The 14,479-nt window shown below is 62.1% G+C and carries 12 protein-coding genes and 1 pseudogene; 5 read left to right on the top strand and 8 right to left on the bottom strand.

Features of this window, described 5'->3' with window-relative positions; all coding sequences use genetic code 11:
• Positions 1 to 234: 234 nt before the first annotated feature.
• The 4 genes from P0D68_RS15235 to P0D68_RS15220 form a co-directional block, all read right to left on the bottom strand.
• Positions 235 to 960: an aspartate/glutamate racemase family protein gene (locus P0D68_RS15235; RefSeq protein ID WP_091808458.1), complete on the bottom strand. Its 726-nt coding sequence runs from the start codon at positions 958 to 960 to the stop codon at positions 235 to 237.
• Positions 957 to 2,174, bottom strand: coding sequence for an S-methyl thiohydantoin desulfurase domain-containing protein (locus tag P0D68_RS15230; RefSeq protein ID WP_408297844.1), 1,218 nt, complete (start codon positions 2,172 to 2,174; stop codon positions 957 to 959). The genes P0D68_RS15235 and P0D68_RS15230 overlap by 4 nt, the downstream gene beginning before the upstream one ends.
• Positions 2,164 to 4,482 carry a sigma 54-interacting transcriptional regulator gene (locus tag P0D68_RS15225; RefSeq protein WP_408297846.1) on the bottom strand — a complete coding sequence of 773 codons (2,319 nt, stop codon included), beginning with the start codon at positions 4,480 to 4,482 and terminating at the stop codon, positions 2,164 to 2,166. Before P0D68_RS15225 ends, P0D68_RS15230 begins: the two co-directional genes overlap by 11 nt.
• Before the next feature lie 569 nt (positions 4,483 to 5,051).
• Positions 5,052 to 5,381: a recombinase family protein gene (locus P0D68_RS15220; RefSeq protein ID WP_408297848.1), complete on the bottom strand. Its 330-nt coding sequence runs from the start codon at positions 5,379 to 5,381 to the stop codon at positions 5,052 to 5,054.
• Positions 5,382 to 5,546: 165 nt separating this feature from the next.
• Here P0D68_RS15220 and P0D68_RS15215 point away from each other — a divergent pair, with 165 nt between their 5' ends.
• Positions 5,547 to 6,140, top strand: a complete 594-nt coding sequence (locus P0D68_RS15215; protein WP_408297910.1) for an SOS response-associated peptidase family protein — start codon at positions 5,547 to 5,549, stop codon at positions 6,138 to 6,140.
• A gap of 92 nt (positions 6,141 to 6,232) precedes the next feature.
• Here P0D68_RS15215 and P0D68_RS15210 read toward each other — a convergent pair whose 3' ends face one another.
• Entirely contained in the window at positions 6,233 to 6,799 is a 567-nt protein-coding gene (locus P0D68_RS15210; RefSeq protein ID WP_408297850.1) for a TetR family transcriptional regulator, read from the bottom strand.
• 82 nt (positions 6,800 to 6,881) lie between these two features.
• Here P0D68_RS15210 and P0D68_RS15205 point away from each other — a divergent pair, with 82 nt between their 5' ends.
• The gene (locus P0D68_RS15205) at positions 6,882 to 7,775 is read left to right on the top strand and encodes an SDR family oxidoreductase (RefSeq protein WP_408297852.1); all 894 of its coding nucleotides are present in this window, start codon (positions 6,882 to 6,884) and stop codon (positions 7,773 to 7,775) included.
• Positions 7,776 to 7,882: 107 nt separating this feature from the next.
• Here P0D68_RS15205 and P0D68_RS15200 read toward each other — a convergent pair whose 3' ends face one another.
• Positions 7,883 to 8,593 carry a YoaK family protein gene (locus P0D68_RS15200; protein WP_408297854.1) on the bottom strand — a complete coding sequence of 237 codons (711 nt, stop codon included), beginning with the start codon at positions 8,591 to 8,593 and terminating at the stop codon, positions 7,883 to 7,885.
• A gap of 53 nt (positions 8,594 to 8,646) precedes the next feature.
• Complete coding sequence (locus tag P0D68_RS15195; protein WP_408297856.1) at positions 8,647 to 9,054, bottom strand: DoxX family protein; 408 nt, start codon at positions 9,052 to 9,054, stop codon at positions 8,647 to 8,649.
• 1,362 nt (positions 9,055 to 10,416) lie between these two features.
• On the opposite strand from P0D68_RS15195, the gene P0D68_RS15190 reads away from it, so the two are divergent.
• From P0D68_RS15190 to P0D68_RS15180, 3 genes and pseudogenes are all read left to right on the top strand, one after another.
• Positions 10,417 to 10,701: a hypothetical protein gene (locus P0D68_RS15190; protein ID WP_408297858.1), complete on the top strand. Its 285-nt coding sequence runs from the start codon at positions 10,417 to 10,419 to the stop codon at positions 10,699 to 10,701.
• A gap of 645 nt (positions 10,702 to 11,346) precedes the next feature.
• A complete protein-coding gene (locus tag P0D68_RS15185) occupies positions 11,347 to 11,595 on the top strand; it encodes a hypothetical protein (protein WP_408468618.1) in 249 nt (82 codons plus the stop codon).
• 18 nt (positions 11,596 to 11,613) lie between these two features.
• Positions 11,614 to 12,102, top strand: a pseudogene (locus tag P0D68_RS15180) (transporter); the annotation flags it as partial.
• A gap of 1,510 nt (positions 12,103 to 13,612) precedes the next feature.
• On the opposite strand, the gene P0D68_RS15175 reads toward P0D68_RS15180, so the two are convergent.
• On the bottom strand, positions 13,613 to 14,473 hold the full coding sequence (locus P0D68_RS15175) for a DUF2092 domain-containing protein (RefSeq protein WP_408183845.1): 861 nt from the start codon (positions 14,471 to 14,473) through the stop codon (positions 13,613 to 13,615).
• Positions 14,474 to 14,479: the final 6 nt, after the last annotated feature.

Here is a 14,479-nt window from a genome sequence, read left to right as displayed (position 1 = left end):
ACATTTGCGTCCATAGACTTGGGCGAAATTGGACGATTTCGTCCAATCAGGGGTTCACGACGAATAAACGGGCGAATTCGTCCGCGCGGAACGAAATCGGCCGGCATCGAGGAGAAATGGGGGAGGCGGGCAGGAGCGCTCAAGGCGAGCGTGGCGCGCGCGGCAATCGCATAAAGCGGTCTATGGGCCGATTACGCAATTGCCGCGCCCGAGGGGCGCGGGCAGACGCGCCGCTTACGACTGAAGGCTGACCTTGCTGTAGGTCAAACGGCTGGGGCGCACTTTCATCCGCACCAGCGACACGAGGAAGCTGAAACCGGCCTGATTCGGATCGATCACCGGCACGTAGACGCCCAAGGCCTCGCTAAGCAGCGTGGATACGCGGCTCGCCACGTCCACGAAACCCGTGCAGCCGAGCAGAATCGCCTGCGCGCCGTCTTCCTTGATCGCGGCCATGGCCGCTTCGAAGGTGCGCACCACCACCACGTCGATGTTTTCCAGTTGCGCGACAGGGCAGTCGATCGCCCGGATCGAGGCGAACGTGTCCTGAATCCCGTAAGTCTGCGGATGAGCACGCTGCATCGCGACCGTGCTTTGCAGAATCGTGACGATGGAGAACCGCTGACTGAGCGCGAGCGCCGTGAAAGCCGACGCCGGAAATCCCCCGATGATCGGAATGTCGATCACCTCGCGTGCCGCTTCGACACCGCACATGTCGAAGTCGGTCAGCCAGATGCCGTCAAAGCCGTCATTCGCGATCGACTGGGCGAGTTCGACCACCGGCATGCCGTTTTGCAACCAGTTGGTCCGGTTCTCGATATCGGGATGTCCCTGCGTAATGTTGCGAATCTCGACCTGCACGTCCGGCGGCAGGACCGGCGCGACGGCTTTCATGATGCGGTCGTTGTATTGCGACGTGGCGACGGGCACGAGCACGCAGATGCGAAGTGGGGCGCTCACGATGCTTCCCCCTTGCGTGCGGACTGGAGCGTTTCGAGCGGCACATACGGCCCGAGATAGCCAAGCTTGTTGAGCTGTTCCATGAAGCTGTCGAGAATCAGGCCGGGTTTGCGCAATTCCGCTTCGGCACGCCAGGCGATCAGCGTCACGGGGCGCTTGCCGATTGCCGGGTTCAGCGAACCGTCGTCGTTCACGAGGTCGCCATTGCTGAAAATCGACTGACCTTCGCCGCCGACGAAATACGCGACGCTGTCCGGCGCCAGCACGATCGGCTGCGCACATGCGCTGTCCCACGCGAGCAGCGACTCGTTCTGGTAGATCACCGTGTAGGTACGCTGCCCGGCCTGAATGCGAATCTTGCCGACATCGAAGCCGCCGCTCGTATCCACTTCGGCCGATACCAGTTCGCCGGGTGTGGAGATCGCCCGCGCGGCAAGGTCGCAACGCTCGGCGAGATAGTCGATCATCTGCTGGGCGCTGCCGATCTGCCCGGCCCGCACCGCGCGGCCAAGCTCCAGCGCGCGCTTGAGCGTGCCGCGAATCGGCGTTGCGCGGCCGATGTCGCACGCATTCATGACCCACATGGCGAGGCCGCCGAACTGACCGAATTCGGGATCGGCCACGACCGGACGCATCATCTGTTCGACGATCGCCGACACGTCGCGCTGATGGGTCGGTCCGCCGTTGCTGTCGTTGCGCGGCGTCACGTCGAGCTCCACGCACAGGCCGCCCTGGCTCACGAGAAACGCCGGGCGCGGATCGATCTCGGCGGCCGCGAAAGTGAGCATTGGCAACGACGGCACGGCGCGGCCGGCGCCGTCGGCGTCGATGACCGCCAGCCCGAGTTTCGCCGCCACGAGCGCCGCCACCGTAAAGCCCAGCGCGCCGCTTTCCGGCGGCATGACATAGGCGAGCTTCACGGATTGCGATGCAAGCCGCTTCTGGACGTTCTGCACGGCCGTCACCGGTCCGATCGGATAGGTGGCTGAATTGATGGCTTCAGGCGCGCCGAGATAGGCGACCATGACCGCCGCGCCTTCGGTGGCCTCGTCCACCGAGACGACCTTGACCGTATCCGTCGGGTAATAGTCGCCTTTTACGAAATGCTCGGCCAGGTGTCGCGCCGATACGATCGTGCCGCCGCCGCCGGAGCCAAAGAACGCCGCGCCCAGAAGCAGCGGCTCCAGATCTTCCCGTCGTAATTCATAGGCCATTCAAGATTCCTTTATTGTCGATGTTGAAAGACGCTTCCTGCTGAAGTTTGGCGAGCAGATCCATGGCGCTGATGACGCGCGCGGTCGGGTCCCCCGTCAACGAGCGCAAGCCGCGCTCGAGGGTGTCGATGGCTTCGGCGTTGCGGCCGGTGGAGCGCAGCAGATCGGCGAGATAGCGCGCGGCGTCCACGCGTGCGGGCACCGAGCCGAAGGCGAGGGCGGTGGACATGGCGGTGCGCAGACCCAGTTCCGCGGCGTTGACGTCGCCGAGCGCCCATTGCGCGCGGGCTCGGGTGACGAGGAGTTCGCCCAGATAAACCCGTTCCTGGCGGGCGAGCGTTTCGTCGATCGCAGTGGCGAGAAGCGCCTCGCACTCCTTCGCGCGGCCGGCGCGCAGCAGCAGTTCGCCGTGCTGCCACGTCTTGAACGAATAGAACAGCGCGCCGCCGTTGCAGAGCATGTGGTTGTCGAAGCCGTCGATCATGACGGTTTCCGCTTCGTCGGGGTGGCCGAGCGAACTGAGGTGGCAGCCGCGAAGCACCTGGCCGACGCCTCGATAGAACGCAAAACCGTTCGCGATCGAAACCGATTCGAGTTCGCTCGCGAGATCGCCGAGGCGGCTTTCGTCGTCGAACAGGCAGGCGAGCCAGGCCGCGCCCTGCAGGTTGACGGCATGAGCCAACGCGTGCGCGCCGGGCTCGGAGGCGCGCAGGATCAGCATGTCCATGGCGCGCCGCGCTTGCCCGAATGCGCCGATCTGATAGGCGGCGAGGCCTTCGAAAGTCAGTGCGAGACTGGCGAGGTCGATTCCCTGCGAACCGGTACGGGCGTCTTCTCGCCCCACGCCGAGCAGATTGCCGCGCGCGAGACAGGCCAGCGCTTCCTCACTGTCGCCTAGCCAGAAGAGGGTGTTGGTCATCGCGACGTGGGCTTCGTCGAGCGAGACCCGGTCGCCGCCGTTCTGGGCGCGCTCCAGCATATTCTGCGCGGTGGCGCGCGCCTGCTTGAGCTGAAGCGTCGTCAGTTGCGTGGTCCAGATGCCGAACTGGATCGCCGCGAGTTCGGCGGGCGCGCAGACGCCTTCGCCGATGGTCAGTGCGGCGGCATAGCAGGCGGTGGCTTCCGCGTACAACCAGCCGTGCACGCTACGCAAGCTCATGCCGAGCAGCCGATAGGCGTCAAACTGAAGACGGCGCACGGACTCCTGTTCCTGGGGCGTTTGCAGCACGTCGAGGCAACGGCGCAACAGCGGGATGGCTTCGGCGAACTTCGATTCTTCGATCAGCGCGCTGGCGTGCTCGAGACACTTGCGCGCTTCCCGATGATGTTCCTCGCGTGACTTCAGACGCCGCTCGATAGTCTTGCGGCCCACGCCCAGCAAGGTGGCGGCCGCGCTTTTGTTGCCGCTGGTGCGTTCGAGCGCGCGGTCGATCAGGAGGTCTTCAGCGACTGCGAGCTTGTCGCGGCCTTCGAGTTGCAGCAGCATGTCGGCAAGGCTTGCGCGCGACACCGGCCCGGTCGTTTCATTGGCAAGAAACGGCTCGAGCGAATCGACGTCGATGAGCGTGTTCTCGGCGAGCACGCTCAACTGGCTGATCAGGTTGCGCAACTGCCGGATGTGGCCCGGCCATGCGTGCTGGGACAGCCGGCGGATGGCCGCCGGCGAAAATTCGAGGCGACGCGTGTGCTGCGCCGCGAAGTGAGTGACGAGAGCCGGAATGTCCTCGATGCGCTGTTCGAGGCCGGGAACGGCGAGTACGAAAACCGCCAGTCGGTAGAACAGGTCTTCGCGGAACAGACCTTCGCGCGCGAGTTCGCGCAGGTCGCGGTGAGTCGCGGCAACGACGCGGCCCGCGAAATGCACATTGGTCGACGAACCAATCGGGCGGAAGGTTCGCGTTTCGAGTACCCGCAGCAGTTTCGGCTGCAGTGCGAGTGGCAGCTCGCCGATTTCGTCGAGCAGGAGCGTGCCCTTGCCGACCTGCTGGAAAAGTCCCTGACGGGTTTCGCCCGCGCCGGTGAACGCGCCTTTGACGTGCCCGAACAGTTCGGCTTCGACGAGATTTTCTGGAATCGCGCCGCAGTTGACGTCGACGAACGGCTGATCCTGGCGCTGGCTGTGCGCATGGACGCGGCGAGCGACCAACTCCTTGCCGGAGCCGGTCGGCCCGAAAACAAGCAGCGGATGATCGGTTGGCGCGACCCGATCGATCATCCTGACCAGTTGGCGAAAAGCTGGCGCGGCGCCCACGAAGGCGCCGGAATCAGCCTTGTCGTGAACGAATGGGACGACAGGGGGTGGACTCATTACAAAATACGCTCCACATAAACCGCGCGTGGCGCTACGCGGAAATTGCCGTCGAAAAGACGGGACGGACGGTCAAACTTCGCTCGGGAGTCTTCCGAATGCGTTGTCGGAACCGTCTGCCGCAAAAAAGACAGAGTATGACGGCTTGTCGCCGATCGTGCCCCTTGGAAATAAACCGGTGCGCCAGTGCGTCTGCGGATCAGATGCGTGTTTGCCGCGACGCGAAAATACGCCCGGCAAGATGACGATTACGTCACCCGGATAACGGCTATGCAGCGTGGGTACTTTAGTGGAGCTGCGGTTGCTGGGCTGGTGGATGGGAGGATGTTGGATTGGGGGAGATTGTTGAAAGAAGAGGATCAACGCAAACTTGATATTAAATTGCTCGTCGCAGAAGCCTTGTGCCACCGCGATCGAGACCGAATTGCATGCAAGCTTTAGGTGGAGATGGCGCGGCGTTCGAGTGCCCCCCAAGGGCAATCCACCTAAAGTTGGATGTAATCGCCTTGAAGGAAATTTCTCCACCTAATGAGGTCTGAATTGGCCTCATACGTATGTTGCATGTCAGTTCAGAGCGTCGGAGCTAGACTGCCTTGAAATCGACCCCATCGCGAGATGTCGAGCACAAGCACAGTGTCGAAATCACGGTCCGAATTGCGCACGTCAATAAGCAGGCGCACCAGTGCTGATCGTTCACGGAGCGTGAGGCCGCTCAGCCCTGCATCCTCGTGGGTACGCACGACCTGGATGCCGTGCACTTTCGCATACTCGGAAATCGCCTGCTTTTGCGCATCCGGGGAGAATTGCTGCTGGTCGGTTGACATGCGTATGTACTGCGCCGCGGCGTGCGCGCGGGTTGGCATCGAGCAGATGGCTGAAGCGCTTTCGACGGTTGTCATCGCGCGTAACCCTCACAGCAAACCTTATTGATAGAGGCGCAATTTGCTAAGTCAAGCCGTATTGTTCGTCACGCACGCCCGCAACCAGGGTTCCGTCCAGTAGACCCTTAGGCGGCGGGGCACGGACGACGCGCTTTGCGCGAACAAATCAACTGGAGGTCCAAGGTGTTTTACTCGGCTCAAATCAAGGCGGATTATCAAAGGTTTGTGCGCACCTTCGGCGCGTTGATGGATATTGCAGAATTCACTCGGCTGTTCTTCGAGCGTGCGGAAGGTGTTAGCAGAGCCAAGGTACCTAAGGCGATGGAAGACGCTTTCAGGTCTCCGCACACTAAGGCCGAACGTGAAATCAAGGTCCTTATCGACCAGTTCAACGCTGACCAGACAACCAAACTTGAACAGGACCTGTTTTATGAAAATGTCAGCAAGGCCAGGATGGAAGGAACGCTATCCGAATCTCATGAGCGAGACGCGAACGTTGTTCTGGAGTTTCGCCCGAGCAACGGCGAGCTGATGCATGCCGCTTGTTTGTGGTCTCGATGGAGCGCCCCCGGTGAGCCAGATTTGCTCTCATTTGCGGCCATCACTGACGAGCCGCCGCCTGAAGTCGCTGCGGCCGGTCACGACCGGTGCATTATTCCTATCAAGCCGGAAAACCTGGATAACTGGCTCAATCCGGACGCGTCGAATTTGGAGGCAATGTACGCGATACTCGATGACAGGGACCGGCCGGACTACGAGCATCGACTTGCGGCGTAGTTATTAACCCGGCGAACATCGGTGGTGGCGGGGTCGGCGCGGCGGTGCGCATCTCAGTAGCCGTGGAGCAAGACCGCGACTTCGAGGTGACGTCAGAGTGAAGTCAGCCTCCGCAATCGCACAAGCGATTCGCTCACGATCTCGCCATATTCACGCTCGTCAGCGTCGGCAATCCACTGGCCGAACGCGACCCGGAAAACCGCAATGCCCGCCTCGGCGACGAGGCTCGCGTCTGCCTCCTGCACACCGCGCAAACGCAGGGCGTCGGCGAGTGCGCCTGACAGCGTCGCCAGTTTGATCAACTCCCGCTCGTGCAACTCTGGATTGGCGGCGATCACCGCATGGCGCACGCGCGCGTAAGGCCGGCGCTCGGCGGTGAAAAATTCACCGGCGGTTGCGAGAGCCGCGGCAACCGCGTCGATAGCCGATGCGTCGGCCGGTGCTTGCGCGGCCGCTTCGACCATCGTCTGCTGCAACTGCTCGGAGCCTTTGAAAAGGACCTCTCGTTTGTCGGTGAAATAGCGAAAAAACGTACGCGGCGTCAGGCCGGCACGCTGTGCGATGGCGGCCACCGTCGTGCCCTCGAAACCGACTTCCTTGAACAGCTCGATCGCGGCGACAAGAAAGCGCTGCTCTGCGTTGGGTTCCCAGCGACCCATGATCCCTTCCAGAAACGTGTTGACACTGTGTGACATCATAGCGCTATACTGATGTCACTTAATGACATCAACGGAGCATGCCATGCGAATTCTCGTCACTGGTGCGTCGGGTTGGATTGGATCCGCGAGCGTCACGGAACTCATCGACGCCGGTCATCATGTGCTCGGCCTCGCTCGTAGCGATGAGGCTGCCGCGAAGATCGCCGCGCTCGGCGCGCAAGTGGTGCGCGGCGGCCTCGACGATCTCGACGGCCTGCGCGCCGCGGCCACGATGGCCGAAGGCATCGTGCATCTCGGCTACAACCACGACTTTTCGCAAATGGCTGCGGCGGCCCAGACCGATCGCGCGGCCATCGAAACATTCGCGGATGTGCTCAGCGGCACGGGCGGACCGCTGCTGATCGCGTCCGGCACCCTCGGCCTCGCGACGGGGCGCGTCGGTATCGAAAGCGACACGCCGCGCCCGGACGGCCACCCGCGTCTCGCCAATGCAGCGTATGTGCTCGGGCTGCGGGAGCGCGGCATCCGTTCGATGGTGGTGCGCTTTGCACCCACGGTGCATGGCGCCGGTGGGGATCACGGATTCGTTGCGGTACTCGCGAGAATCGCGCGCCAACGCGGCGCGTCGGCTTATATCGGCGATGGGCAGAATCGCTGGCCCGCAGTGAATCGGCTCGACGCCGGCAAGCTGGTGCGCCTCGCGATCGACAAGGCGCCGGCCGGCCCCGCGCTGCACGCGGTCGCCGAAGAAGGCGTTACCACCCGCGAGATCGCCGGCGCGCTCGGCCGATTCCTGGACGTGCCGGTCGAGTCGATTCCCGCCGATCAGGCGCAGTCGCGATTCGAGTGGCTCAGCATGTTCTTCGGCGCCGACATCCCCGCATCGAGCGCCCACACGCGCTCGCTGCTCGGTTGGGAGCCAGTTCATCCGACGTTACTCGAGGACATCGCGGCGGGACACTATCCGGGGCAGTGATCGGGACTTTGGCCGGTGCCACGCGCGCCAATCAAAATATCGAGCGCACGACGAATTGCACTGGCGCGAGCCTGTTCGTTGCGCGCATGCGGCTCCGAAGAAGCGAGTCAGCGGCCGCGCGCGTGCCACGCGCACGAAGCGAGCACGCACAGCGCCACGAGCGGCAACAGCAGCGCCCAGAAAGAGGCGATCAGAAAGCCCGCAGCACCTGCGCTGGCGCCGATCGCGAACCCCGCTACGGGCGGCAGGGTTCGCAAGAGCCGAGTGCGCGCAGTCTGACGGCTCCTGGTGTCGCTCCGGGAAGTGAGCAAGTCGAAGGCGTCAATTACGGCTTGAGTCACGTTGCCCGTCATCACCGTGTTCGCGACAACCGAGCGCGCAGTCAGGCGTCCGTGGGCGTTCTGCACGCCCATCGCGGCAGCGCCGAGCAGGCCGCAAGCAATTGAAATCGGCGTATCCGGACTGGTGATGGGCGCTGCGACGACGCCGGCCGCCATGAACCCGGCGAGCAGCACGGCCTGCATCACATACAGCGCAAACGCGCGTGTGCCGTGACTGCGCGGCGACAGCAGGTTGTACAGCACGCGCGCCGCGATGATTCCGCAGACAAACGCGGGAAACGCCAGCCATTTGATCAGCAGGCCCTGACCGGCACCCGCCAGCCCCGAGCCAATGAGAATGAAGTTGCCCGTAACGTGCGCCGTGAAAAGGCCGAATAGAGCGATAAAGCCGAGCGTATCGACGTATCCCGCGATCGACGCGAGCCAGGTGTCCTCACCCGGCAGATGGTCGAGTGCTGGAGCGGGTGAGTCGCGCATGAGTGTCGTCTGGGGCATGGCGTGGTAGGGGCTGGGAAATGATGCGACGCGCGTCAGGCTTGTCCGCGCGCGGGTGCGCGCGGACGCATGGTGACCCGATAACGTCCCGCCCCGCCGATGGCGACGGTTCCGAACATGATCAGAAGCATCCATGCGAACTGGGCTTCGAAGAGCGTCCATTCGCGATGCACGAAGCCGAGTGCAATCAACGTGATAGCCAGAAGCGGCAATGCGGCGAGGCGCGTCGCGATGCCGGCGATCATCAGAAGCGGGCACGCCACTTCGGCGAAAAGCGCGAACCAGAAGGTCAGCGTCTTACCCATGTGAAGCGGATCGTCGATCGCGTTTAACTCCTGCGAGTAGTGCAAGGCTTTCGGCAAGCCATGCACCAGCAACACGAGGACGCTGGCGCTCACGCGTAGGAACAGCAGCGCGGCATCGGTCGGCGAAAAGCGCGTCACGGGTGAGTGCCCAATGTGGTCGAGGTGGTCAAGGTGGCGGAAGTGGCACGTCGCACACGAGCGGACCGGCGGGGCAGGTTCATGTCGATTCTTTGACGGTTCGGGGTGGCACGGCGGCTGTAGTGTCTCAAGCCGAGAGACTACAGAACGCGACCCTGAAAGTCCTGATGCGCGCATTAACCGTTCTTAATTTTGCTTTATCGCGCGCTGGCGGGGCGTCACCATGCCGCCGCCAAGGCCATCGCATCAGAACATGTCGATGAGACCGCGTTTCGGCGTGCAGAAGTCGGGCACTCATAATGCTCGGGTTGCATGGGCGAAAGCGCAAGCGGAGAAACCGTGCCCGCCCGGCATTCAGACTCCTCAATCAGGTATGCCGTGGCAGGACTGCTGTACCGAATGAAAGGGTCATCAAAAGGAGAAGCGGATGCTTCGAGTCGCCATTGAGTTGTTGCCCGATGGACTGGAAAGCGGAAAGGGCATCATCGCGACGGTGGACATCGCACGGGTGAGTGGGGGCGCTCGCGGATTACTGGGTCATCCTGAAAGATGCGGTTCTCGGTGAGGTAGGGGACGCGCTGTTGTGCGCAGTTATCCGAGATGGGCGAGCGGTGTGTGGGACCTCGTTGCGCGCTGTCTCCCCGCTGCACTAAACGAAAGTCGCGAAGAGTTGCCACCAAGACCTGAGAAACCGGAGGTGACTGTTCGAATGAGCGATGCAGGCTACCGTACGTACGTCTGGATGAGATTCCCGACCCTGCATGACATTCTTCGACCAGACGCTGGCCGGTTCGGGCATTCCTGATCACGGCTGCGCTTAGGCGCACGGCTGGTTCGATTTTCTCAACGGCCAACGCTGATGCCAGAGCTACTAACCGGCCACCAAGGGACATTCGGATCTATCGTCGCCCTCGACGCTCGAGCGTCGCCTGCACACCCGCAAACAGCCGTTACTCTTAAAGCTGACCAGCTGACCAGCTGACCAGCCGACCGAGGCCTCGCAAAACGCACGCGGCGATCGCTGACTCAAATTTTGAGTCAGCGAGACCTTCGCTCCCGGGAGAGACACATCTTCCACCAGACCAGCATCGGTCATCGTGATCGCATTGACGGGTGAGGTCGCCGTTGTGGTAAGGAGCGAACCGTTTGCGCCGACTTTTCACCACCGCGACTGACCCTTGTCGGCGGAGCACGCGTTGTGAGGATTGCTATTGCGAACAGTGCGAGCCGATGGTGCTCGCAGTCGCGGCGCTACCGTCGTCCCTCCCTTTCAGTTGCCCGGACAACGCTAGCGATGCACTACCATTCAATCACGCACACACCAAAACAACGGTCTTGTGCCGACCATGTCCGGAGACGACTATGAAAATCTTGGTGATACTGGCATGTGTAGTACTTTCTTCTAGTGCATTCGCCGAGTGCAGAACAAGCGCCACCGGGCGCACAGTCTGCGACAACGGGCAGAAAGCCGGCGGCTATAACAGCAATACGGGCACCGCCTGGAAGTCTGAGAAGGATTCGGGCGGCGTAACCACCACCCAGTCGAGCAAGGGCGGAGAAGCCAAGACCAAAAATGGCAAGGGCGTATACAAGAGCCCAAGCGGCAAGACGTGCGTCAAGACTGCGAATAATAAGGGATGTAATTAAATGATATTGCTACTCTTCGACCACCGCTGTCAGGGTAGCTTTGGCATTCTGATTGGTCTATGGCGGAAAACAGCTCCGCTTGATAAGGCAGAAACCTGGGCAGGTTCAGGTGACGGTTGAGCACGTTCGTGTATCGGAAGAGCGCGAGCAGACGGTGGCCAGGAAGAAGCAGAACATGGCCTGGAACAAGGGTGGGCTTATCTATCGGAGCGAAGTGGAAAACGGTGCTTGAGGACTATAGCGAGTGGCGTTCGATACTATCCGACCGTTCACCGCCAAGGTACAACTGACATGACAATGATAGCGTCACGGGAACTTCGCGTGGGCGCTATTAAGCTGCCGGTACCGCTGTTGCTGCCCCGCCGGGGTGTGGGGTCGGCCAGGATTCCGCCCCCGACGTCAAAACGCGCGCATCTGGCTCGCGCATCGAGCCAAAAATGGTCGCGCCGTACGTCGCGCGCATTTTGCAAGCGGGTGCGAGGAACTCATGACAATGCCGGGAGCGTCGATTGGCTCACATTGCGCAGTCCATGCCGGACACCCTGCGGATTGAGGTTTGACAAAAAGAAAAGAAACATTTGGCGCTTTCAGTCTTGGTGGGCGGGCATAGCGCTTGTGTGGTCCATAGTTGCGTCCGCGCAGGAAATGGAGCCGCGCAGCTATTCGGCCGTCCCGGTTGGAACGAACTTCGCGGTGGCGGGCTATGCTCGATCGACCGGCGACGTATCGGTGGACCCTTCGCTGCCGATCACCGATCTTCAAGCCCGAATCAATACGTATTCACTAGGCTATTCTCACAGCTTTGGCGTCGCGGGACATCTCGCCAGCATTGCGGTGTTGCTGCCGTATGCCAATGCAAACCTGACGGGGAATGTAGCAGGCGTGCCTGGCTAGGCTTGGCGTTCGGGGCTAGGCGATGTACGGTTCCGGATTGCCGTGAATCTGTTGGGTGGTCCCGCGCTCACGCCAGAGGAATTTGCCCAACGTAGCCCGAACACCATACTGGGTGCCAGCCTGAGCGTGGTGGCGCCGACCGGCCAATATCAGTCCGCCCGTATCATCAACGTGGGTTCGAACCGATGGGCGTTCAAACCTGAGCTCGGATTGTCCCAGCCAGTCGGCAACTGGTTTGTAGAAGGCGCCGCTGGGGTGTGGGTGTTCACCGACAATACGGACTTTTTTGGTGGCAAGCGACGAAGCCAGTCTCCGCTGGCCGTGCTCCAATGGCATGGAGGCTACACGTGGCGGCCCGGACTGTGGATTGCCGCAGACGTTACGTATCTCACGGGCGGCCGGACCAGCATCAATGCAGTCCAGAACCAGGATCTGCAAAGCAGTACTCGCGATGGGATCACCTTGTCGGTTCCTCTTGCTGCGCAATGGTCAACCAAACTCGCATGATCGCGTGGGCTAACGACTCGCATCGGCAGAAATTTCCAGACCGTCGCGGTCGCGCTCCAATACCGTTGGTTCAATCGCTGACTGAGCGTGGAAATTCGTGTCGCCGCTATTTCCCGCCACGGCGGACGACTTCCCGGCTTGTGGGTGATAGATCCACCTCGAGCTTTCCTCTGATACCGAACAGGCGCTGGTACGAGGGGACGCATGATGATCCGTCCCGGGACGGGGACAACCGGGCAACCACCGTGTGCTGCAGAAAAAGATTGTGTGGATTTATTTAGATATTCAGATTGGCTTCACGTCCTTCTCCGCCGACTGCGCGAACGACACATCTATCGCACAAATCGCAGCCTCGGGCGTGCGCGATGCACTCACGGGTTTGGCAGAGGAAACCTTGCCAGATTAGCAGTTCTAGCGATGCCCTGTATGCCTTTCCTGTTAGCGGATTCGCCGATCAAGTGTCCACAACGGCGGCGGTAATGACCGTTGACACTCGCTTCACTCCCGTTGAGGTGGTCCGGGGCCGATAACCGGAGAGGTCCGGTAAGGCCGACCGCCGAGGGCAGCATCCCCGCCCAGGAGGGCACGTTGGTCCGTGCTTTCATGCTGACATTCGAGCGTCGGCCTCGTCCCGGCCTGCGGTCAGCGCCGGCCGTGCCGCGAGGCGACCGCGATCAGTATCCGGGCGGCGGCGGAACTGGCGTGTACACCACGCCGCTGCTCCCATATCCCGCCGCGTACCAGGTCGTGCCACACTTATAGTACGTCGCCTCCTTAACGGCGACGGGGGCTACGTTGCACGGCGGCGCGACAGGTGCGGGTGTGGGCGCAGGCGAAGCGACGACGACGGTGGTAGTGGGCGCGGGTGGCGGTGTGGTTGCGGCAGCGGCTGCACCGACCACCATTGCCCCAGCCACAAATCCGGCCGCCGCGGAGCCGCTGTCCCAGTCGGAGTCGGAGCAGTTGTTGCAATTACCATTGTAGTTGTTCTGCACATTGGTCACGTTCGTAGCACGCGTGTTCTGCATCTCCTTGGCGGTGGACTGTCGCGCGCTCTGGTTTTGGCTGCTAGTTTGTGCCGCCGCGGTCTGTCGCGCGCTCTGGTTCTGGCTCGACGTAGCCTGGCGCTGGGCCTGGTTCCCGCTCGTGCTCTGCTGTCGGTTCGCCTGATTCTGGCTGGAGGTTGCCTGCATCGAACTCGCCGAACTCTGGCGCGCACTCTGATTCGCACTTGAAGTTGAAGTCGCTGTAGCCTGGCGCGAGGCCTGCCCCTGTTGGGCTGTCGCCCGCTGGTTGCCGCCAGATCGCGAAGCGCCTTGCGCTGCGGTTGTGCCGCCGGAGGACAAAGCTCCAGCCGATGCCGCCCCGCCGCGGGAAAAGCCTCCATCGCCGCCACCACCACGAGCACTGCCGCCTCTTTCGCCTCGTGCGTCTGCTTGATTCATCGAGCCCACCGCGAGTACTGCGGCGACCAGTGCCGTGACGGCACCATCCCATGATCCTGTTTTCATCACTTGACTCCCTTCTTCGCAGACGACTGGCGAGCCGTTGGCGACGCACGCGGAAGCTGCGCTGCGAACGCGACCTTTTGCAGGCCATCGGGAATCTGAGCCGAGAACGTCGCATCGTTCAGCCCGGGCGCGAGATCCCAGCCGACAAATTCCGCCCAGAACTGAGGCTGGCCCACCGCCTTTTTGTAAGTCAGTACGATTCGCTGCAGCAGAGGCTTGTCGCCATCTGATATCCACACCTGAAAATCCACCGTGTCGGTACGCGCGGCCAGATGATAGGACGCAGTGCCGTAGATACTCGTCTTCTCCACATAGTCCACCGATCGTACCCGGGCTTGCAATTCTTCGGGCAGCCGGTTCAACAGCAGCGCCGCGAGCGGCAGGCGCATGCCGAGATCCCTGACGAAATACACGATGCTCTCGTCCAGCGTGCCTGGTTGCGGCGTCGTTGCATAGACTTTGCTCGCGAGGTCGACGAGAACGATCTCTTTCCCGGTGAGCACAACGAGCGTTTTTGCGCCATCGCTGCGCTCGCTTTCCACGCGCATGCGATCGGGCCGGCTCAACGTAACGGTGCGGTATTCGCCGAATTCGATCTTCTGCCCGGACGGCTGCACGGCATCGTACCCGCTGCGCACACCGACGCGAAAGCTAGGCGTCCCGCCAAGGAACTCCGCCATTTTCATCAGAATCGCACGTGCCTGGGTTTGCGCAGCGGTCTCGGGCTCGGCTACCGCGGCACGCGCCGCTGGTTCTTTCTGCGCGGGGGCGGAGTAGGCGGCAGGCGCGGCGGTCAGTACCGTCGCCGCGATGCATAAGCCCCTGGCTGCACAGCGCCACGCTTCAATGGTTAATCGCATGAACTG

Origin of the sequence: Paraburkholderia sp. RL17-380-BIE-A (genome assembly GCF_046028085.1) — a bacterium.
GTDB lineage: Bacteria > Pseudomonadota > Gammaproteobacteria > Burkholderiales > Burkholderiaceae > Paraburkholderia.
Note: the sequence above shows the minus strand (reverse complement) of the source record. Positions and strands in the feature narration are given on the sequence as shown.

Excerpts from the sequence above, each read along its gene's own strand:
- P0D68_RS15225 (WP_408297846.1), bottom strand. The coding sequence starts at position 4,482 with ATGAGTCCACCCCCTGTCGTCCCATTCGTTCACGACAAGGCTGATTCC.
- P0D68_RS15220 (WP_408297848.1), bottom strand. The coding sequence starts at position 5,381 with ATGACAACCGTCGAAAGCGCTTCAGCCATCTGCTCGATGCCAACCCGC.
- P0D68_RS15185 (WP_408468618.1), top strand. The coding sequence starts at position 11,347 with ATGGAGCCGCGCAGCTATTCGGCCGTCCCGGTTGGAACGAACTTCGCG.
- P0D68_RS15205 (WP_408297852.1), top strand. The coding sequence starts at position 6,882 with ATGCGAATTCTCGTCACTGGTGCGTCGGGTTGGATTGGATCCGCGAGC.
- P0D68_RS15175 (WP_408183845.1), bottom strand. The coding sequence starts at position 14,473 with ATGCGATTAACCATTGAAGCGTGGCGCTGTGCAGCCAGGGGCTTATGC.
- P0D68_RS15190 (WP_408297858.1), top strand. The coding sequence starts at position 10,417 with ATGAAAATCTTGGTGATACTGGCATGTGTAGTACTTTCTTCTAGTGCA.
- P0D68_RS15210 (WP_408297850.1), bottom strand. The coding sequence starts at position 6,799 with ATGGGTCGCTGGGAACCCAACGCAGAGCAGCGCTTTCTTGTCGCCGCG.
- P0D68_RS15200 (WP_408297854.1), bottom strand. The coding sequence starts at position 8,593 with ATGCGCGACTCACCCGCTCCAGCACTCGACCATCTGCCGGGTGAGGAC.
- P0D68_RS15230 (WP_408297844.1), bottom strand. The coding sequence starts at position 2,174 with ATGGCCTATGAATTACGACGGGAAGATCTGGAGCCGCTGCTTCTGGGC.